15 protein-coding genes and 1 tRNA gene are annotated in these 23940 nt (G+C 37.2%); 10 read left to right on the top strand and 6 right to left on the bottom strand.

The window, feature by feature from the left end; genetic code table 11:
- Nucleotides 1–216, top strand: a 216-nt coding sequence (locus tag PVV60_RS02125; RefSeq protein ID WP_273722773.1) for a hypothetical protein, incomplete at its 5' end; no start/stop codon positions are given.
- 186 nt (nucleotides 217–402) lie between these two features.
- On the opposite strand, the gene PVV60_RS02120 is transcribed toward PVV60_RS02125, so the two are convergent.
- Nucleotides 403–477 (bottom strand) — tRNA-Glu (locus PVV60_RS02120).
- 1238 nt (nucleotides 478–1715) lie between these two features.
- Here PVV60_RS02120 and PVV60_RS02115 point away from each other — a divergent pair.
- Both PVV60_RS02115 and glpX read left to right on the top strand, forming a co-directional pair.
- Complete coding sequence (locus tag PVV60_RS02115) at nucleotides 1716–3032, top strand: homoserine dehydrogenase (protein WP_273722771.1); 1317 nt, start codon at nucleotides 1716–1718, stop codon at nucleotides 3030–3032.
- Nucleotides 3033–3175: 143 nt separating this feature from the next.
- Nucleotides 3176–4162 (top strand): class II fructose-bisphosphatase, encoded by a 987-nt coding sequence (gene glpX, locus PVV60_RS02110; RefSeq protein WP_273722769.1) that lies wholly within the window; start codon nucleotides 3176–3178, stop codon nucleotides 4160–4162.
- Nucleotides 4163–4264: 102 nt separating this feature from the next.
- On the opposite strand, the gene PVV60_RS02105 is transcribed toward glpX, so the two are convergent.
- Entirely contained in the window at nucleotides 4265–5371 is a 1107-nt protein-coding gene (locus PVV60_RS02105) for a branched-chain amino acid aminotransferase (protein WP_273722767.1), read from the bottom strand.
- 305 nt (nucleotides 5372–5676) lie between these two features.
- Between PVV60_RS02105 and PVV60_RS02100 the strand changes: the two genes are divergently transcribed.
- Entirely contained in the window at nucleotides 5677–5952 is a 276-nt protein-coding gene (locus tag PVV60_RS02100) for a hypothetical protein (RefSeq protein WP_273722765.1), read from the top strand.
- Between the two features lie 175 nt (nucleotides 5953–6127).
- Here PVV60_RS02100 and PVV60_RS02095 read toward each other — a convergent pair whose 3' ends face one another.
- The 3 genes from PVV60_RS02095 to PVV60_RS02085 form a co-directional block, all read right to left on the bottom strand.
- A complete protein-coding gene (locus PVV60_RS02095; protein WP_273722763.1) occupies nucleotides 6128–8644 on the bottom strand; it encodes an SPOR domain-containing protein in 2517 nt (838 codons plus the stop codon).
- Between the two features lie 151 nt (nucleotides 8645–8795).
- Nucleotides 8796–10553 (bottom strand): arginine--tRNA ligase, encoded by a 1758-nt coding sequence (gene argS, locus PVV60_RS02090; RefSeq protein WP_273722762.1) that lies wholly within the window; start codon nucleotides 10551–10553, stop codon nucleotides 8796–8798.
- 30 nt (nucleotides 10554–10583) lie between these two features.
- Complete coding sequence (locus PVV60_RS02085; RefSeq protein WP_273722760.1) at nucleotides 10584–11786, bottom strand: deoxyguanosinetriphosphate triphosphohydrolase; 1203 nt, start codon at nucleotides 11784–11786, stop codon at nucleotides 10584–10586.
- Nucleotides 11787–11894: 108 nt separating this feature from the next.
- On the opposite strand from PVV60_RS02085, the gene PVV60_RS02080 reads away from it, so the two are divergent.
- The 5 genes from PVV60_RS02080 to glmS all read left to right on the top strand — a co-directional run bounded on the left by PVV60_RS02080 (nucleotide 11895) and on the right by glmS (nucleotide 17440).
- On the top strand, nucleotides 11895–12218 hold the full coding sequence (locus tag PVV60_RS02080; protein ID WP_273722758.1) for an iron-sulfur cluster assembly accessory protein: 324 nt from the start codon (nucleotides 11895–11897) through the stop codon (nucleotides 12216–12218).
- A gap of 39 nt (nucleotides 12219–12257) precedes the next feature.
- Nucleotides 12258–13247 carry a carboxypeptidase regulatory-like domain-containing protein gene (locus PVV60_RS02075; RefSeq protein WP_273722784.1) on the top strand — a complete coding sequence of 330 codons (990 nt, stop codon included), beginning with the start codon at nucleotides 12258–12260 and terminating at the stop codon, nucleotides 13245–13247.
- Nucleotides 13248–13293: 46 nt separating this feature from the next.
- On the top strand, nucleotides 13294–14079 hold the full coding sequence (locus tag PVV60_RS02070) for a cytochrome c biogenesis CcdA family protein (protein WP_273722756.1): 786 nt from the start codon (nucleotides 13294–13296) through the stop codon (nucleotides 14077–14079).
- A 14-nt stretch (nucleotides 14080–14093) separates the two neighbouring features.
- Complete coding sequence (gene glmU / locus PVV60_RS02065) at nucleotides 14094–15443, top strand: bifunctional UDP-N-acetylglucosamine diphosphorylase/glucosamine-1-phosphate N-acetyltransferase GlmU (RefSeq protein ID WP_273722755.1); 1350 nt, start codon at nucleotides 14094–14096, stop codon at nucleotides 15441–15443.
- A gap of 173 nt (nucleotides 15444–15616) precedes the next feature.
- Nucleotides 15617–17440 carry a glutamine--fructose-6-phosphate transaminase (isomerizing) gene (gene glmS / locus PVV60_RS02060; RefSeq protein ID WP_273722753.1) on the top strand — a complete coding sequence of 608 codons (1824 nt, stop codon included), beginning with the start codon at nucleotides 15617–15619 and terminating at the stop codon, nucleotides 17438–17440.
- A 391-nt stretch (nucleotides 17441–17831) separates the two neighbouring features.
- Here the strand turns inward: glmS and recG are convergent, their stop codons facing one another.
- Nucleotides 17832–19940, bottom strand: a complete 2109-nt coding sequence (gene recG, locus PVV60_RS02055; protein ID WP_273722751.1) for an ATP-dependent DNA helicase RecG — start codon at nucleotides 19938–19940, stop codon at nucleotides 17832–17834.
- Between the two features lie 402 nt (nucleotides 19941–20342).
- On the opposite strand from recG, the gene dnaE reads away from it, so the two are divergent.
- Nucleotides 20343–23810 carry a DNA polymerase III subunit alpha gene (dnaE, locus tag PVV60_RS02050; RefSeq protein WP_275064986.1) on the top strand — a complete coding sequence of 1156 codons (3468 nt, stop codon included), beginning with the start codon at nucleotides 20343–20345 and terminating at the stop codon, nucleotides 23808–23810.
- The last annotated feature ends 130 nt before the right edge of the window (nucleotides 23811–23940 follow it).

Raw genomic sequence — 23940 nt, 5'->3', positions numbered from 1 at the left:
GTCAAGAAACGAAGTAAACAAGAACAAGATCTCACACAAACAGAACAACAACTCCTTCGCGAGATGATAGAGACCTATCAAGGCTTAAAGATGATGTCACGCCTCATGAAATTGATAGCCTTTATTGCCTTTATGTTTGTAATAGATTTTTCCCGTTTTGTGGACGCTATAGAGAATAGCTTCTCACACCTCAAAAAGTGGATAACAAAAAGTTAGAACATCTTAGAATTAGAGACCCTTTGGACAGCAGGTACGGCTAAAAAAATACCCCGAAAAGAACTCTTGATTCGCAATAATTAGAGAGACGTGTTACAAAATCCTATTCCCTCACTTTTATTTACGTATCCCGTACTTTAAAAAAGATATATAAAATCAATAGATTGTGTACAGTAAAAAGAAACATGGTACGCCCAAGGGGAATCGAACCCCTGTTTCCGCCGTGAAAGGGCGATGTCCTAACCGCTAGACGATGGGCGCAAACCAATGATGAGGCTTATAGAGAGGATCTTGTTACTTCGCAAGCCCTCTGTGTCATTTTTTTTGAAAAAAGTGTGTTTTATTGAATAATTTTTGGACGATTCCTGTTTGGATTGTTTCTTTTCAGTTTGAGTAGTAGGCAAAAATGATCAATACGGCTTTTAAATGTATTTATTTTTTGCATATTTTATCGTTTGTTATCTCTGCTTACCACATAAGAATATTATTTAACTTGTTTGAAAAAAAATTATACAGAAGATTCCTTATTTTAGCTTATCATAAAGTAAAAACTGTATAATTTATGAAGTAGAAAGCAAATATTTATTACAAAATTAACAAATAATACAATTGTTTTCTAGGCATAATACATAGATCACTTTCAGTTTACAAAATATAAAAATATTATTTATGATAAAAATGAAAATATTAAAGCAATTTTTACAGAATATATTAAAAAATACTTTTCTTATCTTTACTTTTACATATCTGTAAGAAATTTAAAATGAAAAGCGCGTCATTTGTTCTTTCACATATTGAGAAGATTCTTGATTTGAAAGTGAATTAGCGTGGATAAAGGGCTGCTTTAGATTCTTGTCATTTCAATTCGTTAGTTTTTCAAAGGGGTGGCAATAAGTTGAGGTAAAATATTCGAATTTTGCAAATTTATTCTCCATATTTATAATATTTCAGAATTATGGTGTGCACATATTAAGTCTTGTTTTTTACTAATGTAAGGTTCTATTTTGCTATATGAGTGCGTTAAGATTTTTGCATTAATATTTATAGTTCAAACTATGGAATGGTAGGAAGGAATGTGTTATTATCTACTGCTCTACTTTGTTTTATCCATTCTCTTAATTTATCATATGAAAGAATGTTTTTTGTCCAATACTTGTTGATTTAGAAGAGATGTTTTTATTTTTTCTTACCAAGTTTTCAATATTCTTTAATTTGTTATTGATTATTGTTTAAAACTTTTCTTTATGGCAATTTGCATTTATCAGTTTTACAGATTTTCATTCTGAATTAGATATTTTATAAAGATTCTGAAATTTTTGAAGACGGTGATATTATATTTTTAGGAATATTGATTGAACAAGCAAGGATAATTCTATTGGAGAACATGAAGTGAATGGAGCGGGGTATTTCTTTTGTTTTTATGGATGTAAGTATTCTTTGTGTTGATTGGCACATCATTTAAACGATTTTTCAATGAAGATAGGGATCAGTGGTTAATAATGGCAGAAGCTTTAAAAGTTGGTGTTGCGGGACTTGGTACGGTTGGTACTTCAGTTGTTCGAGCTCTATGTGAAAAAGCAAATAGTTTAGCTTGTCAATGTGGGCGATTTATCAAAGTCGTTGCTGTTAGTGCGCGCGATAAAAGCCGTAATCGTGGAATTGATCTCAGTGATATAAAATGGTTTGATTCACCTGTGGAGTTAGCTGCTTCTGATGATATTGATGTTTTTGTAGAGTTAATTGGTGGTGAATTGGATGTGGTGTATACCGCTGTTAAGAGAGCGCTTGAGACGGGACATCATGTTGTAACAGCCAACAAAGCTCTTCTTGCTCGACATGGAGTAGAGCTGGCTATAATTGCAGAAAAAAAAGGTGTTTTTCTTCATTTTGAAGCAGCTATTGCAGGGGGAATTCCTGTCATCAAAGCGATGAGAGAATCACTTGTCAGTAATCGCATATCGCGAATTTATGGTATTCTCAATGGAACCTGTAATTATATATTAACACGCATGTTTACGGAAGGTCTTTCATTTAAAGATTGTTTAGCAGATGCACAGAGACTTGGATATGCTGAAGCAGATCCAAGTTTTGATATTGAGGGAAATGATACTGCTCATAAATTAGCGTTGTTGACAAGCTTGGCATTTGGAACAGCTGTTTCGTTAGATGATGTTTATGTTGAAGGAATTCATAATATTTCGCAAATTGATATTCGAGCAGCTGATGAATTGGGGTATCGGATTAAGCTTTTAGGGGTTGCATTAAAAACGGATTCTGGAATAGAGCAACGCGTTCATCCAACAATGGTACCGACATCCTCAATGATTGCACAGATAAATGGTGTGACTAATGCTCTTTCTATTCAAAGTGATTTATTAGGTGAGTTACTGTTTTCTGGTCCTGGCGCCGGAGGAATGGCAACAGCATCAGCCGTTATTGGTGATTTGGCTGATATAGCAAAAGCGCGTTCTGGTTTTCAGTATGCACCTGTTTTAAGACGTCCAGCATTAGAACTTTCTCCTCATAAAAAAGCACGTATTTCGCATCATGCAGGGGGGTATTTTATTCGTTTAAATGTTCATGATCGTACTGGTGTTTTTGCTGCGGTCGCAAGGCATATGGCTGATAATCACATCTCATTGGAGTCGATTGTTCAAAGATCTTTTGTAGAAGATCAAATTGAAAAAACAATTATTTTAATTACGCATGAAACAACAGAGGCGAATGTACGACAAGCACTTGCAGAAATTGAAAAAGATGGACATCTTGTTGCAAAATCTCAATTTATTCGTATTGAACCTATGGCAGAGAATTGATAACTTTCTTGATAATGACAAAAAGGAAAGCTTGAGTTTTTTTATCTCTTGTAGAAAATTTTTATCTTTGCCAAGAACTTTATTCTTAGTAATTTAATAAGGACTCATATTTTTCTGGTATTCATTCGGTAGGATTTTTTCATATGCCCACAACTCAGAAGATTTTAAATGGACTTGATCGTATTTTGACGCTTGAATTGGTACGTGTTACTGAACGTGCTGCTGTTGCTGCTGCACGCTGGCGCGGACGTGGCGATGAAAAAGCAGCGGATCAGGCTGCTGTAGATGCAATGCGGCAGGAACTTAATCGATTGCCTATTGATGGTACAGTGGTGATTGGTGAAGGTGAGCGGGATGAAGCACCTATGCTTTATATTGGGGAAAAAGTAGGTCTTCAAAGTGGATTGGCGATCGATATTGCACTTGATCCACTAGAGGGAACAACACTTTGTGCTAAAAATATTGCCAATTCTTTGGCAGTAGTTGCAATTGCTGAAAAGGGTAATCTCCTTTATGCCCCTGATGTTTATATGGAAAAAATTGCTATTGGTCCTGGTTATCCAAAGGGAGTAGTAGACATAGATGCTTGTCCTACCGATAACATCCATGCTCTTGCGAAGGCTAAAGGAGTGGCTGTTAATCAGATTGTTGTTTGTATTATGGATAGGCCTCGTCATGAAAAATTGGTTAATGAAGTACGAGCGACAGGGGCATCGATTCGCTTGATTGGGGATGGAGATGTTTCTGCTGTTATTGATACAACTGATCCAGAAGAAACAGGTATTGATATCTATATGGGAATTGGTGGAGCACCTGAAGGTGTTTTAGCTTCTGCTGCTTTGCGCTGCATTGGAGGACAGATGCAAGGTCGTTTGCTGCTTGATACAGAAGAGAAAATTGCTCGTGCAACTAAAATGGGGATTAGTGATCCCAATAAGGCTTATACAATGGAAGAAATGGCAAAGGGTGATGTTTTGTTTGCAGCAACAGGGGTGACAGATGGCAATATGCTTTCTGGTGTTAAATTTACATCTCGTTACATTCAAACGGAAACTCTCGTAATGCGCTCCCATACGGGTACAGTCCGTAATATTAAAGCACAGCATCGAGATTATTCAAAATTTGATTAATGTTTTTTTTTCGTCCCTAAAAATAGAGGGAGTTTTTTAGGAAATACGCTTCCATGAATCTACTTTCATGGAAGCGTTTATAGATATGAGAATACCTTATAATTATGAAAGCTGGACAGAATGCACCCAGCCATTTTTATCTTCTAAGTTCCCTTTTTGAAGGCCAACCAATTGTGTGCGAAGCTTCTTTGTAACTTCTCCAACTGTTTCATTTCCAATAATAAATTCTCCCCCTTTATATCTAAAACGACCAATTGATGTGACAACGGCAGCTGTACCACAAGCAAAGACTTCTTTAAGGTGTCCACTTTTTGCATCTTCTTGAAGCGCTGCAAAAGAATAAGGACGCTCTTCTATCTTTAATCCTATTTGTTGAGCTAACCTTAAGATTGAATCACGGGTTATCCCTGGAAGGATAGTTCCATTAAGTGGGGGGGTTACAAGTGTATTATTGTCCATAATAAAGCAGACATTCATACCACCAAGTTCTTCAATCCATTTATGTTCAATCATATCAAGGAAGAGTACTTGGCTACAATTGTTTTCAGTTGCAGTTTTTTGTGCAAGTAAGCTTGCTGCATAGTTTCCGCCACATTTTGCAGCGCCTGTGCCTCCTGGACCAGCACGACTATAATCTGTTTCAATCCAGACACTGACAGATTTTTCTTCTCCTTTGAAATAGGATTCAACTGGAGAGGCTATGATACAAAAAAGATATTCTTTAGAAGGGCGGACCCCCAAAAAGTTTTCATTGCCAAACATAAATGGACGGATATAAAGGCTAGCGTTGGGATGATCAGAAACCCATTTTTGATCAATTTTTACTAATTGATGAACGGCAGCCAGAAAAATATCTTTTGGCAATTCTGGCATAGCTAAACGTTTAGCTGATTCTATAAAGCGTTGTGCATTGGCATCAGGACGGAAGAGCAAGATGCGCCCATCTTTTGAACGATATGCTTTTAAACCCTCAAAAATTTCCTGTCCGTAATGTAAAACGGTACTTGCAGGGTTAATTTCTAAAGCTTTGTATTGAGAAATGATGGCATTGTGCCAGTCTTTGTCTTTAGTCCATTGAATAGTACACATGTGGTCTGTAAAAAATTGACCAAAACCGGGACTTTTTAAAATTTCTTCATATTTTTCTTCTGACAGAGGAGAAGGGTGTTGTTCTATTTTAAAGGAAAGCGATGACATGGGAGATTTCATAAAAAAACCTTTTGAGTATGTTTTGTTTTTATTAATAAAAATAATGAAATATTTTGATCACAACTCTATTATTAACAAAACCGTTGTGTCAATGTTTTATTATAGAACAGAAAGGGGCTTATTATAGAATCAAAGGTTATGGCAGATATTTTAATTCTATTCTCGCCTCTTTTTCTCAACTTTATGAAGTAAGCTGGAACTTTTGTCTATAATTATCGTTTTCTCAAAATAAGTATCTGAATAATTTCATATATGCATATTTTCTAGAAATTTAAAGGTAAGGGAATTGAGAAAAGGAATCCACTATGATTGATAAAAATTATCACACATATGAAGAACGTATGGCCGCAGAAAGAAGAGAGCGTGAACAACGTGTTTCAATCGCTAAGGGTATTTTTGCTATTCTTCTGGCGGTCGTTATTATCTGGTTTATTTTTGGTTTTTTAGGATCTTTTTTTGCAAAATCTCCTGAACATAGTTCGCGTTATAATACTCCCGAAACAAGCCAAAGCGTAACGACGCCCAAAAAAGATTTAAATTCGCTTCCTTCTGTACCATATACTTATAAGGGTACGGAGTGATATTTTTCTAAATATAATCTTTTAGATAGGATGAAAATCGACGTAAATTAAAGCATAAAGTCAGCACAAAGACATAAAAAAGATTGGACGATTTTAATTCCTGAAGTTTTCGATAAGTATTAAATGGTATGGAAATAAATAATGCAACGGTTGTTAAAACCGTTGCATTATTTATTTAGCGTGTGATGAAGCAGCTTCCACCAGAACTTTTAATGGATTCACAAAGGATTATGGCTTCATTACGGTCTTGCGTTTGAATCCGAATACGGTAATAAGTGCCTTTTCCTGGTATAAAAGCGGGTTGAATATTTAAAGAACGGGCACCGATAAGGAATCCAAATTTAGATTTCATATTTTTTAAAGAATTTCTAGCTAGCTCATGCGTTGGTTGAGATGCAAGTTGTACGTAATAACTTTCTGAATTTTGTGCTACGACTCTGTTTGGTGATGTGGGGCGAGATGCGGTGGGTGTTGTAACTTGTGTATTTCTTTCTGCATGAGAAGGAATAGGGATAAATTTTTCTTCACTATTTGAGCTAGAAGTATTTTCAGCGATTATTTTATCAATATTATTTTTGAGATCATGGTCACTTTCTTGATTATTTATATCAGAATCATGCGACGAAACAAAGGACGAATCTTGAAGTTCATTAGGAGTTTGATCAATGTTTTTTTCAGATTGAGAAGCAGTTTTGCTCTTTGTTTGATGCACGGGAGCTAGTGTAACTGTACCATCTTGATTTACAATAACAGTTTGTACTTCTTGCGTGGGAATAGTATGGTTTATAGCTTCTGTGACTGCATCTTCAACATCAGATTCATTTAAAGAAGAAGATGAAACGTTTGAAGATTCTTCAGGATTTAATTCTTTTAAATTTTCAGGTTGTTCAGAGCTATCAATAAGAAATTGTTGTGTATTTTCTTGTTTTTCATTTTGTTCAGTTGTTTGTTTATAGATATCTAAATTATGTGCAACATCATTTTTCGGTTCAGTTGTTTCTGGTTTGAATTTAAAAGGCGTATTATCAGCGTGGATAATGACCGTTTCTTCATTTTTTTGTGATGGCATAAAAAAGTGAGAATAACCAGCAAACCCAATTCCTATTAAAATAAGTATAAAAATACCTCTAATAAAAGTTTTACCAAAAATAAAACTTTTAAAGGGAGGAGGAGCTGGTGGATGCGTGGAAACTTCATCTGCGCTTGTGTATGATGAATTCTCGCTAAAAGGGGGAAAATCATATTCCGTATTGGCAGAAGAAAAATAGTCGGAATTTTGTTCTTTAGAGTTTATATAAATACCTTCTTTTGAATTTTGCATAGACTGATGAAAAATTTCACTAAAAACCTCATTTTTCTGTTGTTTTTGAGAAAAATTATCCGTAGGGACATTTCCTACATTGAGTACATCAGCAAATTCTTCTTCTAAACTACTACTAGTTGGCACATCATATTCTGGTGCTTCATACGGGACCTCTGGAACCATAATAGGGCCAGTTTTTTCTACGATTTCCTCTGAAAATTTATAAGTATCAACATTGGGAGGGGGAGTATCTCTGTGCGTATAGTTATGGGCAAAAAAGCCATCTGTTTGTTTTGTATTCAAAGAGGCTGATGAAGAAAAAAACTCATCTGAATTATTTTCAGTATATGAGATTTCTCTATTTGGGTTAGAGGCACCTTCGGTGTTATTGATGTATTGGGCTGGAGCCTCATTATATATTGGAACGTTCTCGCTATAAGTTTCTTGTTGTGAGGGGTTTTCTTCAAAAAAATGGGGATAATTGGTTGTATGATCTTCTTGTGAATCCCCCTTTAAATAAGATTGTCTATCAACTGGTGGAGAATCCAAAGGTGAGGAGAAGGTACTTTTTGTTTGATTTCTTGTAGTGTTTTGTCTTTCTGACATAAGGTTAGAAGATGAGAAAAACTTATCTTTCTCTGTAGAAGAGGAGACATCAGGATAATCTTTTTTGATCCAATTTTCTTGATCAGCTGAAATTTTATAGGGATGGTTTATGGGAGTGTCATAGAGGTTTTGATTGTCATCATAAGTTTGTTGTATATTTGTAGACTCAGGCTGTTGTGAATTTGTTTGTGAAAAACGATTGGTTCGTTCAACAGATTCTGGAATCTCTTTCTTGTTTTCGCGTCTTTCAGATTTATCAAAAAAGAAATTTTCTGATTCTGATTGTGACATAAGATTACTTTTTTCAAGAAAAGGATCAGTACTGCTTACTGTTGTTTTCTGTTGAGGGGATTGATTCTTTGGGATTGGTAATGGAGAAAGCGCATCTAAAATTTGTTCTTCATCATGACTGCTAGGTGAAAAATATTTCTCTTCAGATAAATTATTTTGTTTTGAATGGTTGAAAGAAGCAGCTTGTGCAATATCTGAGGCTGTTGCGTTGCTGGTTGCATGCAAGTCCCATTGTTTTTTTTGATCATCAAACGGTAAGTCATGTGTTAAATTACTTTCAAGTTCCTCTTCTAGAAAGGACAAATCAAAATCATCATCATGGGATGATGTTTCTGGTTGAGATGTTGATCGATCTGTCTGTAAAGAAGATTGCTCATTTTGGTTCCCGCTTTGTTTGTGCGGATTAAAAATGCGCGTAAGCCTTTCCAAAGGATCATGGTGTTCATGATCATGTTTTGTTTCGTGTAGATTTTTGCGATCGTTATCGCTCATAGCTTTTCTCACATGGTGATTTGCATCTGCGTGCAATCAATGGTTGATTTTGATTTGTTATATTAAAATTATAAATTTTCCCCCTCTCATGCAAGGATACATGAAAAAGTTTATCAATAGAGTACCTATTGTATGTATTTATAGAACTTTTTCAACGCATTTCTATTGGTGCCTCGACTCCTATGATGGTAAGTCCTGATGATAAAATATTGATAACAGCTTGTATCAACCCCAATCTTGCAAAGGATAACTCTTTATCATCAGGTTGAATAAAGCGTAAATTAAGACTTTCACTCCCTTTATTCCAGTGGGTGTGAAAGCTGGAGGCAAGGTCATAAAGATAAAACGCTAATCGATGCGGTTCCTTATGAATGACGGACTGTTCAATGATACGTGGATATTCAGAAAGTTTGCGTATTAACAATATTTCATAGTCATCTGTTAATCGATGAAGATGGGCGATTAATGTATCATTTGAAAAGCTTTTAATATGGAGCGCTTCTTGTGCTTGACGAAAGACTGAGTGACAACGTGCACTTGCATATTGTACGTAAAAGATGGGGTTATCTTTTGATTGTTCTGTTACTTTTGCAAAATCAAAATCAAGAGGTGCTTCACACTTACGGTATAGCATCATAAAACGCACAGGATCACGCCCAACCTCTTCGACAACATCCCGTAGAGTGACAAAAGATCCTGCTCTTTTTGACATACGTACAGGATGACCGTTGCGAAAAAGTTTTACCAATTGACATAAGAAGACGCTTAATTTAGCTTTATCCCCAGCAATTGCTTTTGCCATTGCCTCTAACCGCTTTACATAGCCAGCATGGTCTGCGCCTAGAATATAAATCATTTCATCAAAATGACGATTAAATTTATCCCGAAAATAAGCAACATCAGCAGCAAAATAAGTATAAGAACCGTCAGATTTGATTAAAACACGGTCTTGGTCATCACCGACATTTGTTGAACGGAATAAAGTTTGTTCGCTTGGGTCCCAGTCTTCTGTATTTTGTCCCTTGGGAGGGGGGAGTTTTCCTTTGTAGATATAACCATTTAAAGTGAGGTCGTTGATGGTATTACGAATGGCGCGTGCATTATCTGCATAAAGCATTCGCTCAGAGAAAAAGATATCATGATAAATATTAAGAGCAGCCAAATCTTCGCGAATCATGGACATCATTGCATGAATTGCACGTTCTTTCACAAGAGATAAGGCTTCATCTTTATCCATCGTGAGGAGTTGATCACCAAACTCTTGAGCAAGCGATTGACCCAATGGTATCAAGTATTCTCCAGGATAGAGTCCTTCTGGAATTTCATTAATTTCTTGCCCAAGAGCCTCACGATAGCGCAATAGGACAGAGTGGGCGAGGACTTCTATTTGTTGACCAGAATCATTGATATAATATTCTTTCGTAATGTTATAGCCCGTAAATTGCAGCAAATTAGAGAGAACATCTCCAACAACCGCTCCGCGGCAGTGTCCTACATGCATTGGTCCTGTCGGATTTGCTGAGACATATTCAACATTAACGCGTTTTCCTTGTCCCATTGGGATGCGACCATAAGAAGTGCCTAATTCAAGCATGGATTTTATAGTATCTTGCCAAAATAATTTTGTAAGCTTTATGTTTATAAAACCAGGACCGGCAACATCTATATTTTCGATAGAGGAATCATTTTTAAGAAGTTCTATGATTTTATCTGCAAGTGCACGTGGATTGATTCCAATAGATTTTGCAAGCACCATAGCAGCATTGGTTGATAAATGACCATGGGAGGAATCACGCGGAGGATCAACAGTGATTTTTGATAAATCTAGATCTTCTCCATTTTTCTCTTTTATATCAGATAATTTAATTGATCTCTTAATTTTTTTTTCGAAGTTTTTAAAGATATTCATATTTAGCTTCCATGATGATGCCAAAAGCCATTAAACGAAATGATCTGTATGGTCAAATAAACGGTGATATTCACGTAGAGCGTAGTGATCTGTCATGCCTGAAAGAAAGTCAGCAATCAAACGTGCTAACTCTTGATTTTTTAAGTGCACTGTTTTGCTCTGCCAACTTTCAGGCATTGTATTTGGTTTTTCATAATAACAATTGAATAATTTTTGTACAATGCATTTTGCTGCATTGCGACGACTAAGAACTTGTTCATGGTAGTAAAGATTTTTAAATAAAAAGTTTTTTAGTTCTTTTTCATAAACGCTCATTGTTGGTGAAAAGGTGACAATGGTTTGTTTTGCTTGGTGAATATCGTTTATGCTTGTTGGTTTGATGCGTGCTAAATTTTCTTGTGATTGTTTGATAACATCTTCAACCATGGTTGTTATTTGTCTTCGTACAAGTGTGTAACCGCGACGCGCTCGGTCGAGCTGGGGATGCTCATCTGTTATATCTTTTAATATTGCTGCAGTTAGTGAAACATGTTCAAATTGATCAAGTGTTAAAAATTGCGAACGTAGACCATCATCAATATCATGCGCATTGTATGCGATATCATCTGCAATAGCAGCACATTGCGCTTCTAGTCCTGCAAAACAATCGAGTGCAAGGTCTTGCTCTGCATTGTATTGTAAAATATCGATAGGAACCTCCTTATCCTTCGCGTGAGGACCTAAAAGGGGACCATTATGCTTTACAAGTCCTTCAAGGGTTTCCCATGTAAGATTAAGTCCATCAAAATTTGCATAGCGCTGTTCTAGTTTTGTGACAATGCGTAATGCTTGTGCATTATGATCAAAGCCACCATAATGTACCATGGCTTCATTAAGAGCATCTTCTCCAGCATGGCCAAAGGGCGTATGTCCAAAGTCGTGAACAAGGGCAATGGCTTCGGCAAGGTCTTCATCAAGACACAGGGCACGGGCTAATGTTCTTGCAATTTGAGAAACCTCTATGGAATGGGTTAGGCGAGTACGATAATGGTCGCTTTCGTCAGCAATAAATACTTGCGTTTTATGTTTAAGACGTCGAAATGCATTAGAATGGATAATACGATCTCTATCTCGTTGAAAAGGCGAGCGTGTGGTGCTCATCGTTTCATAGAATAATCGACCACGGCTTGTTTGCGGATGAGCACTGTACACTGCTCGAGATTGGTAATTGAAGTTGATATTGCCTATATCCATTGCAAGCTGCCCATTATCATCTTAAAATTGAGAGTGGTTTATGAAAAATAAACTTCTCTTTGAGTATGGGATACTCTTTCTTGATGGTTTAATGCAAGGATATATAAAATGAATGTGAAACTTTCAGATGCTGCTGCCAAAAAAATTGCAGAGATACTTTTGCGTGAACCCGATAAAATAGCATTGCGTATTTCTGTTGAAGGTGGTGGGTGTTCTGGTTTTTCTTATAAATATGACTTGGTTTCTGAAATGTGTGAAGATGACCTCGTTCTTAAAAAAGATGGGGCAGTTGTGTTTATTGATTTACTATCACTTCCTTTCATGGAAGGAGCTGAGATTGATTTTGTTGATGATCTTATGGGACAGTCTTTTCAAATCCACAATCCCAATGCTGTTTCATCATGTGGTTGTGGTGTAAGTTTTTCAATTTAAAATGATGGCTGTGTGATATTGTTTCTTGAAAAAAATATCATGTTGGTCAACAATGTAAAAATGAGTATTCTTATAAAAATAACACACCGATGTGTATGGTTGTGCGTGGTGCTTACTTTATTGACTTGGAGCCACTGTGCTTTTTCTGAAGAAGGAGAAGGGAAAGATCAGCAGCAGGGACAATCAAGGAGTTTTATTGTAAAGTCTCAAGAGCAGGAAAAAGAAAATTTAGCATCTCAAACACAACTCATTTTGAATGCTCGGTTAACAAATAGTTATCCGAATATTGAAAAAGGGCTTGTCTGGCGGGTTTATGCCCCTATTCTAGGGATTGATAATAAATTACCATTAGTGGCAATCTATAAGGGGGGAAGTGCACGTTTTAATCTCGAACCAGGAAGTTATCTTGTTCATGTCTCATTTGGTCATATGAGTTCTGTACGCCATATTCGCCTAGAAAATGGACAGAATCTTGTAAAAAACTTTAATCTTGAGGCTGGTGGTGTCATTTTTAATGCAACATTGCTCAATGGCGTAATGAATGAAAAGGAATTACGTTTTACCATTTATGAGGATGAAAAAGAAAATGATGATACGGGGGTGATTTTATCAAATATTAAACCCCAATCAGTTGTGCGTTTAAAAGCTGGCCGCTACCATGTTGCTTCCCACTATGGTTCTATTAATGCGACGGCTCGTTCGGATATTCAAGTGGATGCTGGTAAAATGACAGAAGTTACCCTTGAACATCAGGCTGCTCAGATTGTCTTAAAGCTGGTACGACAAGAAGGAGGCGAAGCGCTTGCAGATACAAGTTGGTCTCTTGCCAATGATTCTGGTGATATCGTTTATGAAACAGTTGGTGCTTATGTTTCACTCGTGTTAGCGGAGGGAGAGTATATTGCAATTGCTAAAAATAAAGATAAAATCTATCAAAAAGTTTTTTCAGTCGTTTCTGGTCATGATGAAGATATAAGTGTGGTGGCGAATGAACAAAATATGCAACGAATTGATGAAGATGTGGATTGATCGTTGTTTATGGGGGTAAACTATGATGAGAGACGGGGTATGAGTTTTGATTGAAATTTCAACAGTTGGTGTGTTTTTTGCTGGGGCACTCTCTTTTTTGTCGCCCTGTGTTTTGCCGTTGGTTCCTCCTTATTTATGCTATATGGCAGGTATTGGTATTGATGATTTTCGTTCAGAAAATCACGGTGAGAAAGTCTTTATACGGTGGGCTTTATTGTCTTCTGTTATTGCTTTTGTTCTTGGATTTACGACTGTTTTTGTTGCTTTAGGTGCCAGTGCTAGCACAATTGGGAAATTCATCAGTTATTATCGTGATTGGTTTTCCCTTGCTGCAGGAATTGTCATTATTATTTTTGGTTTAAATTTTTTGGGGATTTTCAAGATCGCTTTTTTATTTCGTGAAGCACGTTTTCAGACCAAAAGAACACCTGCTGGTCCTTTAGGGGCGTATATTATTGGTTTAGCTTTTGCCTTTGGTTGGACACCGTGTATTGGGCCCATTTTAGGTCCTATTATAACGCTGGCAGGAACAAAAGAAACTGTGGGAGAGGGAGCTGTTCTGTTAGCGGTTTATGCATTAGGTCTTGCTATTCCTTTTATGTTGGCAGCTTTATTTTCGAGCAGTTTTATGCGATTTTTAGGAGCTTTTCGTATTCATTTAGGAAAAGTTGAAAAAATTATTGGTGTTTTTCTTATTCTTACAGGGATCTTATTTTTAACAGGCTCTATGCAGGATCTTTCATTTTGGCTTTTAGAACATTATCCTTCGTTGAGTTATATTGAAGATATTCGTTGGCATGATATTATGAATTTTTTTGGATTTTCTCGTTAGTCTTATGTGTTTTTATGGTTAGAAGTTGTCTTTCTATTGTTCTTGCTGCAGGTGAGGGGACGCGCATGAAATCGTCTCTGCCTAAGGTACTTCATAAAATTGCTGGATTGCCTCTTATATGCCATGTTCTAAAACAAATAGAATTGGCAGGTTCTTCACAATTAGCAGTCGTTGTGGGATTTGGTGCTAAAGAGGTTACGCACGTTGTTCAGTCATTTGTAAAAGATGTGATGATTTTTGAACAAAAAGAGCGTTTAGGAACAGCTCATGCTGTTTTATCTGCTCGTTCAGCTTTGCAAAGGGAAGTGGATGATGTTCTCATTGTTTTTGGGGATACGCCTCTCATTCAGCAGGATTCACTGCACCAAATGCGTGCACAGCTTGCTGATGGAGCAGATGTTATTTTTGCAGGCTTTCATACCCAAGATCCAACAGGTTATGGGCGCCTCCTCGAGAAAAATGGTCAATTGATCGCAATTGTAGAAGAAAAAGACGCGAGCGAGGAAGAAAAAAAGATTTCCTTTTGTAATGGGGGAATACTCGCTATGCGTGGAAAACATGCACTTTCTCTTTTAGAGAAGGTTGATAATAACAATGTGAAAAAAGAATATTATTTAACAGATATTGCTTCTCTTGCAACACGCGAAGGATTAGATGTGCGTGTTGTTGAAGTTCCTTTTGAAGATATTGTAGGAATTAATAACAGTCTTGAGCTTTCTGAGGCTGATTCTTTGTGGCAAAAACGTAAAGCGCGCGATTTAATGTTATCGGGTGTTACACTCTTAAAACCAGAAACACTCTATTTTTCTTATGATACAGAAATTGAACCAGGGGTGGTGATAGAACCAAATGTTTATTTTGGGTTAAGCGTAAAAGTACAATCTGGTGCTGTTATTCATGCATTTAGTTATCTTGAAGGTGCTGTGGTTGGTAGAGATGCACAGATTGGTCCCTATGCACGTTTGCGTCCTGGAACAGAGTTGGCGAAGTCCGTAAAGATTGGAAATTTTTGTGAAGTCAAACAAGCTAAGATAGGAGAATCTTCTAAAATCAATCATTTAAGTTATATTGGTGATGCTGAAATTGGTGTACATACCAATATTGGAGCCGGTACAATTACTTGCAATTATGATGGATTTAACAAATATAAAACCATGATTGGTGATCATGCTTTTGTTGGGTCTAATACAGCACTTGTTTCCCCATTGGTAATAGGGGATGGCTCTTATGTTGCTTCAGGAAGTGTTATTACTGAAAATATTCCTATGAACAGTATGGCTTTTGGGCGTGCACGACAGGTTATAAAAGAGGGATACGCGACAAAATTTCGAGAGCGCTTGTTAGAAAACAAACAGAAAAAATAATTATTTTCAGTCTATTCCTTTGTTTCGTGTTAATCTGATAATCGATAGAATGTTTATTCTTAAAGATTGCCGTACTCCATGTTTGAATTATTTTATTATTTATAGTTTTAAATAAAGGCTGTTGGATTGTTTTATAAGATTTAAATCTTAAAGATGTGGGTTGGAGCTTTTTAATGTGTGGAATTATTGGAATTCTTGGAAAGAGGTGTGTTACGTCTTCTTTGGTTGAGGGGTTAAAACGTCTTGAATATAGAGGGTATGATTCATCTGGGGTGGCAACAGTCTATAATGGGCATCTTTATCGTGTACGTGCTGAGGGGAAGCTCGTTCATTTAGAAGAAAAATTAAAAAAAACACCTCTGGAGGGAAGTTTAGGGATTGGTCATACCCGTTGGGCTACGCATGGAATTGCTGTTGAACGCAATGCGCATCCCCATGTGACTGAAAAGCTTGCGATTGTTCATAATGGTATTATTGAAAATTTTGTAGAATTGCAAAAGGAACTCATAGAAGATGGTTATATCTTTGAAACAGAGACGGATACGGAAGTTATTGCACATTTAATAACGCGTGCATTAAAAGATGGTCTTTCTCCGCAAGAAGCTATGCGTACCAGTTGGAAAAGACTGCAGGGGGCTTTTGCTATTGTTCTTATTTTCGAAGGTGAAGATAACCTTATGATTGCGGCTCGTTCTGGTCCACCTCTGGCAATTGGTTATGGAAAAGATGAATTTTTTGTGGGGTCAGATGCGATTGCTTTGGCACCATTCGTTGATCATATTAGCTATATGGAAGATGGGGATTGGGCTGTTTTCACACGGGAAGGAGTCACAATTTACGATGTATATAATCAACCGGTAAAACGTCCTGTGACAACATTACTTGAGGAGGCTTTATTGATTTCTAAGGGTAATCATCGCCATTTTATGCACAAGGAAATGTTTGAACAACCTGAAGTAATTTCTCATAATTTGGCGCATTATCTTGATCTTGGAAATTATGCCGTTCGACCTTTTAAGAATTTGATTGATTGGAAAAATATTCATCGTCTCCTTTTTGCGAGTTGTGGAACGGCTTATTATTCAACCTTAGTTGCGCGCTATTGGTTTGAGAAATTTGCCGCTTTAAGTGTTGATAATGATGTTGCTTCGGAGTTTCGTTATCGTGAACCTCCGATAACCTCTGATGTGTTGTCGCTGTTTGTTTCTCAATCTGGTGAGACAGCTGACACATTGGCTTCTTTGCGTTATTGTCGTGAGCGGGGTGTAAAAACAGCAACAATTGTGAATGTAGAGCAATCAACAATGGCAAGAGAGGCTGATTTTATTCTCCCAACACTTGCCGGACCGGAAATTGGTGTTGCTTCAACAAAAGCTTTTACCTGTCAATTGGCAACACTTGCTTCATTAGCACTTAGTGCTGCTAAACAACGTGGTTGTCTCTCGGTTCAAATGGAACAGCAGTTGGTTCAACAGTTGGCAGAAGTTCCACGTATTTTAAACGAGGTCTTAAAATTAGAGAGCAAAGTTGAATGTATTTGTCGTAATTTGGTGAATGCAAAAAGTGTTCTTTATCTGGGACGTGGGACTTCTTATCCGATTGCTTTGGAGGGAGCCCTTAAACTGAAAGAGCTGTCTTATATTCATGCTGAAGGTTATGCGGCGGGTGAGTTGAAGCATGGACCAATTGCTCTGGTCGATGAGACAATACCCGTTATTGTTGTTGCACCTTATGATCGGTGGTTTGAAAAAACTTTTTCTAATATGCAAGAAGTGGGTGCGCGTAATGGTCGTATTATTTTAATAACCGATAAAAGGGGAGCAGAAGTAGCTTGTCTTAACACTTTATCAACGATCACTTTGCCAGATGTTCCAGAATTTATTACTCCTATCATTTATGCACTCCCTGTTCAGTTAATCGCTTATCATACGGCTGTTTTATTAGGAACAGATGTCGATCAACCCCGTAATTTAGCAAAATCAGTCACGGTTGAATAAAAGTATATTTCTGAATCTTTTGGAGAACAATCAAGTATAAGAAATTGATTTATAATGATAGCTTATTTTTCCACTTTTCTCTGTTGAACGAGGATACCGGAGACAGGATTTTTCGTTCTAAATTCTTTACGATAAAACAAAAAATATTTTCTACCTGTCAAAAAATGGATCAGCTATGTGAATATAATGATAAAATAAGATGCAATATCGCTTCTACTCTTTTCATGCAAGAGTAAATCAGATTGAGAGAAAAGACGCTGTTGTCGAGTTGTTACTCTTTCATGAAACATAAAGATGGTAAGGGATTGCGTAGATCATTTATGGGTTATTCTAAGAGAGAAAACCGTATTTGAACAGAGAGGTATTTTATTTTTTTATTAGAGGGTCTTTGTTATCCTGCTCGCAAGAGGCGAGCAGCATCGTTGTGTCCGAAAAGGTAAAGGAGCAATCGTAAAGCTTGTCCTTGCTGAGAAGAAAGATGAGGATCGCGTTGTAAAAATAAACGTGCATCTTTTCTTGCCATTGACAAAAGATCACTATGAACAGCAAGGTTTGCTATATGAAATTCAGGGACTCCGGATTGTTTTGTACCTAAAAGCTCTCCTTCGCCTCGTAGGCGCCAATCTTCTTCAGCGATTTCAAAACCATCTTCTGTATTGCGGATAATATTAAGGCGTGTTGCTGCTGTTTTAGTCAGTGGATCTTTATAAAGCAAAATGCAGGAAGATTTTTTATCGCCTCGTCCTACACGTCCACGTAATTGGTGCAGTTGTGAAAGGCCAAAATGTTCCGCATGTTCTATGATAATGATCGAAGCATCTGGAATATCTACTCCCACTTCAATAACAGTAGTTGCAACTAAAATACGTGTATTTCCACATTTAAAAGATGCCATAGCGGCTTCTTTTTCTGTTGTAGACATTTTCCCATGGATCATACCAACGTGTGCACCAAAGCGTTCATGGAGAAATGCAAAGCGGTTTTCAATTGAAGTGAGATCAAGAGCTGTCGATTCCTCCACTAAAGGACAAATCCAATAGAGCTTTTCTCCTTTTTCTAATGCAATTGCGATTCGCTCTATAAGCTCATGAAGACGTTTCAAAGAAAGCATTGCTGTTGTAATGGGTTGTCGTCCCATTGGTTTTTCGGTAATTTTAGATACATCCATATCACCAAAAACTGTTAAGACAAGTGTGCGCGGAATGGGCGTGGCGGTCATAACCAGCATATCAGCTTTATTGCCTTTTTCTGTAAGAGCAATACGTTGATGGACACCGAAACGGTGTTGTTCATCAATAATGGTTAAGGCAAGATTGTTATAAGTGACGCTGTTTTGTATGAGAGCATGGGTTCCGATGACAATAGAAACGTGACCTGATTGAATATCATTCAAGATATTTGTCCGCAATTTTCCTTTTTCTCGTCCTGTTAAAAGAGTTGTTTGTAATCCGACCTTTTCGGCAAGAGGAGCAATGGTGGCAAAATGTTGCCTGGCAAGCACTTCTGTTGGTGCCATTAAAGCTGATTGTCCTGAATTTTCAGCAATTTGTGCCATTGCCATCAATGCAACAACAGTTTTTCCTGCGCCTACATCACCTTGAAGCAGTCTTAGCATCGGTTCTGATGAAGCAAGATCATTTGCGATATCTTCTACTGCTTTTTTTTGTCCGGTTGTGAGTTGAAAGGGGAGGACATTAAGCAATTTTTTAGTATAAATTCCTGTTGAAGGTCGAGAAGTGCTAACAAGAGATTTGGTTTTCAAACGCACGAGTCCTAGCGCCAATTGACAAGCGAGCAATTCATCATAGGCAAGACGTTTGCGTGCTGTACTTTCTAAAGATAGATCATCGGGATTAATGGGCGCATGGATACGGTGTAAAGCAACAGAAAAAGAAGAAAAATTTTGCTGCTTTTTCACATTTTCATCTATCCATTCTGGGAGGAGAGGAATAAAATCAAGAGCGTTTTGTATGGCGCGTCTTAGTGTTTTTGCAGCTAGTCCTGCAGTAGAGGGATAGACAGGTTCGATGAGAGGAATCTGATTTGATTGTTCGCTTGGAGCAATATAGTCGGGATGCGCCATTGAAAATTGTCCATTAAACCATTCAACTTTTCCTGATACAGTGACTTTTTTTCCTTCGGGGAGTTGTTTTTTTAGCCAAAGAGGTTGAGCGTGAAAAAAGACTAAATTTATTTTTCCTGTTTGATCATGGGCAATAACACGATAGGGGATTTTGTTGTGACCACGGGGCGGTGGTTGATGTTGATCGATGATAATTTCGAGCGTAACAGTGTCTCCTTCTTTTACACAAGCAATGCTGGGACATATTCTGCGGTCTATGACGGAATGAGGCATTAATTGAAGAAGATCAATAAGGGTTGCTTCGCGTTGTGTAGGATTAACATTTAAGAGTTTGGTCAGTAAACCATAGGTTTTAGGTGTAATACCAGAAAGAGTTCGAATAGAATTAAAAAGAGGGGTAAGAAGATTTGGAGGCATAAGCAAATTTAACCTGCTCTTTTTGTTTTTTCTAGACCTTTAGAAGAGCTTCTTGGGGATAAAGTCATAAAGAGGAAGTTGCTTTACTTACACATTGAATTTTAGGAAGAAAAATTAATATTTAAAGATAAATACAATAAAAGGGTGTAAAAATTAAAGTGCTTAGGTGAGGTATATTGTTTTTCTTTTTATTTTAGATATTTATTTGCTGTGAATAGAAGCCTTTTCTTGATAGAACTCTCTTATAAATATTAATAAAATTGGGATATTGCTTCTATGTAGAATGATGAACTTATAGCTTTAAAGTTATGATAAATAATAGTTTTTTTCTTTTATAAGGGGTGCTGTTTGGCATTTATTTTGTAGTGGGAAATTGTGAGAGTGGTAAAAAATAAAAATAAAATGCAAGAGAACAAAAATTCTCTTCCTCGCTTTATTCATTTGAGAGTGCATTCAGCTTATTCTTTACTCGAAGGGGCTTTAAAAATCCCTCAAATTATTCAACAGGCGATTTCAGATCATGCACCAGCGGTTGCTATTACCGATACCAATAATTTATTTGGTGCTTTGGAATTTTCGCAGCATTGTCTTTCTCATGGGGTTCAACCTATTATTGGTTGTCAGCTTGCTGTTGATTTTTGTGATGAAAATGATCATTCAGGTTTGGCTAAATGGCGTAATTCTGCTAATTTTTGCTCTATTGTTCTTTTAGCTGCTAGCGAAACCGGTTATGCTCATTTGGTTCGTCTTGTCAGCCGTGCTTATCTTGATAAATGTGATACCGATCCTCCTCATATTAAAGCTAATTGGTTGTCGGCATACAGTGAAGGAATAATTGCTTTAACGGGAGGCAAGGGAGGACCTATTAATCTTTCTTTGACGGAAGAGAAAAAAGAACATGCTGTTGAGCGCTTAATTTATTTGAAAAAATCTTTTGCTGATCGTCTTTATGTGGAATTACAACGGCATGGTTCTTATGACCGGAGAGTAGAGGCTGATCTTATTGAATTGGCTTATGCACATGAAATTCCTCTTGTTGCAACAAATGAAGCCTTTTTTCTGAAGAGAGAGGGGTATGAAGCGCATGATGCGCTGATGGCTGTTTCAGAAGGACAAATAGTCTCTAATCCAGATCGTAAACGTGTGACGCCAGATCATTATTTGAAGTCACAAGATGAAATGGTTACACTGTTTTCGGATCTTCCAGAAGCTTTAGAAAATAGTGTTGAAATTGCATTGCGTTGCCATATTGCCACACCTCTTCGAAAACCGATATTGCCTCGTTTTATAGAACAATCTGCTAATTCAGAAAATACTTTGGAAGTAGAAGATAGTGAGTTGTTAAATCAGGCTAAAGCTGGTTTGAAGATGCGGCTTGAAACAATTGGATTGGCTGAAGGGTATACGATTGCAGATTATGAGCAGCGACTTGATTATGAAATTTCAGTTATTACGCGTATGCAATTTTCTGGATATTTTCTTATCGTTTCCGATTTCATAAAATGGGCAAAGGTTCATGATATTCCCGTTGGACCAGGACGGGGTTCTGGTGCTGGTTCACTTGTTGCTTATGCATTGACGATTACTGATGTTGATCCCTTGCGGTTTTCTCTTCTCTTTGAACGTTTTCTCAATCCAGATCGTGTTTCGATGCCAGATTTTGATATCGATTTTTGTCAAGAGCGGCGCGAAGAAGTTATTCAATATGTTCAAAAAAAATATGGACGCGATCAAGTTGCTCAAATTATTACCTTTGGTAAGTTACAGGCACGTGCGGTTTTGCGTGATGTGGGGCGTGTTTTAGAAGTTCCTTATCGTCAGGTGGATTATCTTACAAAATTAATTCCTGCTACGCCAGGAAGTCAGGTAGAATTGGCTGATGCTATTAAGGATGAACCTAAATTTGAAGAGGAAAAGAAAAAAGATCCGGTTGTTGGACGCGCATTAGATATAGCACTTCAGTTGGAGGGACTTTATCGTCATGCTTCGACTCATGCTGCTGGGATTGTTATTGGAGATCGTCCGCTTTGGGAGCTTGTCCCGATGTATCGTGATCCTCGTTCTGATATGCCTGTTACACAATTTAACATGAAATATGTTGAACAGGCGGGACTGGTAAAATTTGATTTTCTTGGATTAAAAACGCTTACTGTTTTGAAAATGGCAGTCGATTTTGTTGCCAGAAAGGGGATTAAAATAGATTTATCAAATATTCCTCTGAATGATGAAACAACCTACGCTATGATGGCACGTGGTGAAACGGTTGGTGTGTTTCAGGTGGAAAGTTCTGGTATGCGCAAGGCGTTGATTGGAATGAAGCCAGACCGTATTGAAGATATCATTGCGCTGGTCGCACTTTATCGTCCAGGTCCAATGGAAAATATTCCAACCTATAATGCACGCAAACATGGGGAAGAGGAAATTGCTTCTATTCATCCTAAAATAGACCATTTAATCAAAGAAACACAAGGTGTTATTGTCTATCAAGAACAGGTGATGCAGATTGCTCAGGTGCTTGCTGGCTATTCGCTTGGAGAAGCCGATTTATTACGTCGTGCTATGGGAAAAAAAATTCATGCTGAAATGCAAAAACAGCGTACGCGTTTTGTCAATGGAGCTGTTGCTGGTGGTGTTGATAAAGATCAAGCTGATATTATCTTTGACCTTTTAGCAAAATTTGCCGATTATGGTTTTAATAAATCGCACGCTGCTGCTTATGCAATTGTTTCTTACCAAACAGCTTATATGAAAGCAAATTATCCCGTTGAGTTTTTAGCAGCTTCAATGATGTATGATATGACGAATACAGATAAACTTAATGATTTTCGGCGTGAAGCATTAAGGCTTGGTATTGAAGTTATTGCACCTTCTATACAAACATCTCATCGTGTTTTTGAGGTTGGTGATAACTGTATTTATTATTCTCTTGCTGCCATTAAAGGTGTGGGAGAAACCGTTGTGGATCATATTGTTGCTTGTCGTGGAAATAAGATTTTTAAGGATCTGGAGGATTTTTGTGCGCGTGTTGATCCTCGTATTGTTAATAAGCGTGCGATGGAAAGTTTAGTTTGTGCTGGTTCTTTTGATTGTTTTAACATTGCACGTGAGGTTTTATTAGCCAATCTTGGAACCCTTCATGCGCGTGCACTTCGTATTCTCGATGACAATTCTAGCGGGCAGGTTGATATATTTGGAATGGCAGGCGGATTAAAAGAACCATTGATTTTATCGCAAACAACCCCTTGGTTGCCGGCTGAGAAACTTTATCGAGAATTTCAAGCTATAGGTTTTTACTTTTCTGCGCATCCATTAGATGAATATCAAGCTATTTTGGACAAAAAACGCGTTCAAACTTGGGTTAATTTTGCCAATGCCGTTAAAGGAGGAGCAACGGCTGCACGGCTTGCTGGAACTGTTGTGGCAAAAAACGTGCGCAAAACAAAATCTGGTAAAAAAATGGGAATTATTCATTTTTCTGATACAAGTGGACAATATGAAGCTGTTCTCTTTTCTGAGGCACTATCGGATTATGAAGAGATGTTAGAACCCGGAAAATCTTTTATTATTACGGTGAGTGCAGAAAATCGTTCTGAAGGAGTTAGTTTGCGAATTGAAACAATTCAGTCTTTGGAAAAGGAATCATTGCAACAGCATAAAATGATGCGTCTCTTTATAAAAACAGTTGATATGCTTCCACAAATTGAACAAAATTTAAATCTTGGGGGGAATGGAGAGGTTGGGCTTATTTTAATTCAAGAGAATGGATTGCGAGAAGTCGAAATTGCGCTTCCTAAGCGATATAAGGTAAATTCACATGTCGCAAATGCTATGAAATTAATTCAGGGTGTTGTTGATGTAGAACTGAGTTAAAGAAAGATTAAAGACTGGAAGCTGATTTTGAGTGGTGTTTTTGCTTTAGGAGAGCTAAAAATTCAGCTTTTAAGATTGGATTGTAGGTTTCGAAAAATATTGCTTTTATTTGAGTAAATTATGATATTTT

The organism is Bartonella sp. AU18XJBT (assembly GCF_028618595.1).
In the GTDB taxonomy this organism is placed as follows: Bacteria; Pseudomonadota; Alphaproteobacteria; order Rhizobiales; family Rhizobiaceae; genus Bartonella.
This window is presented reverse-complemented; position numbering and strand designations above follow the sequence as displayed.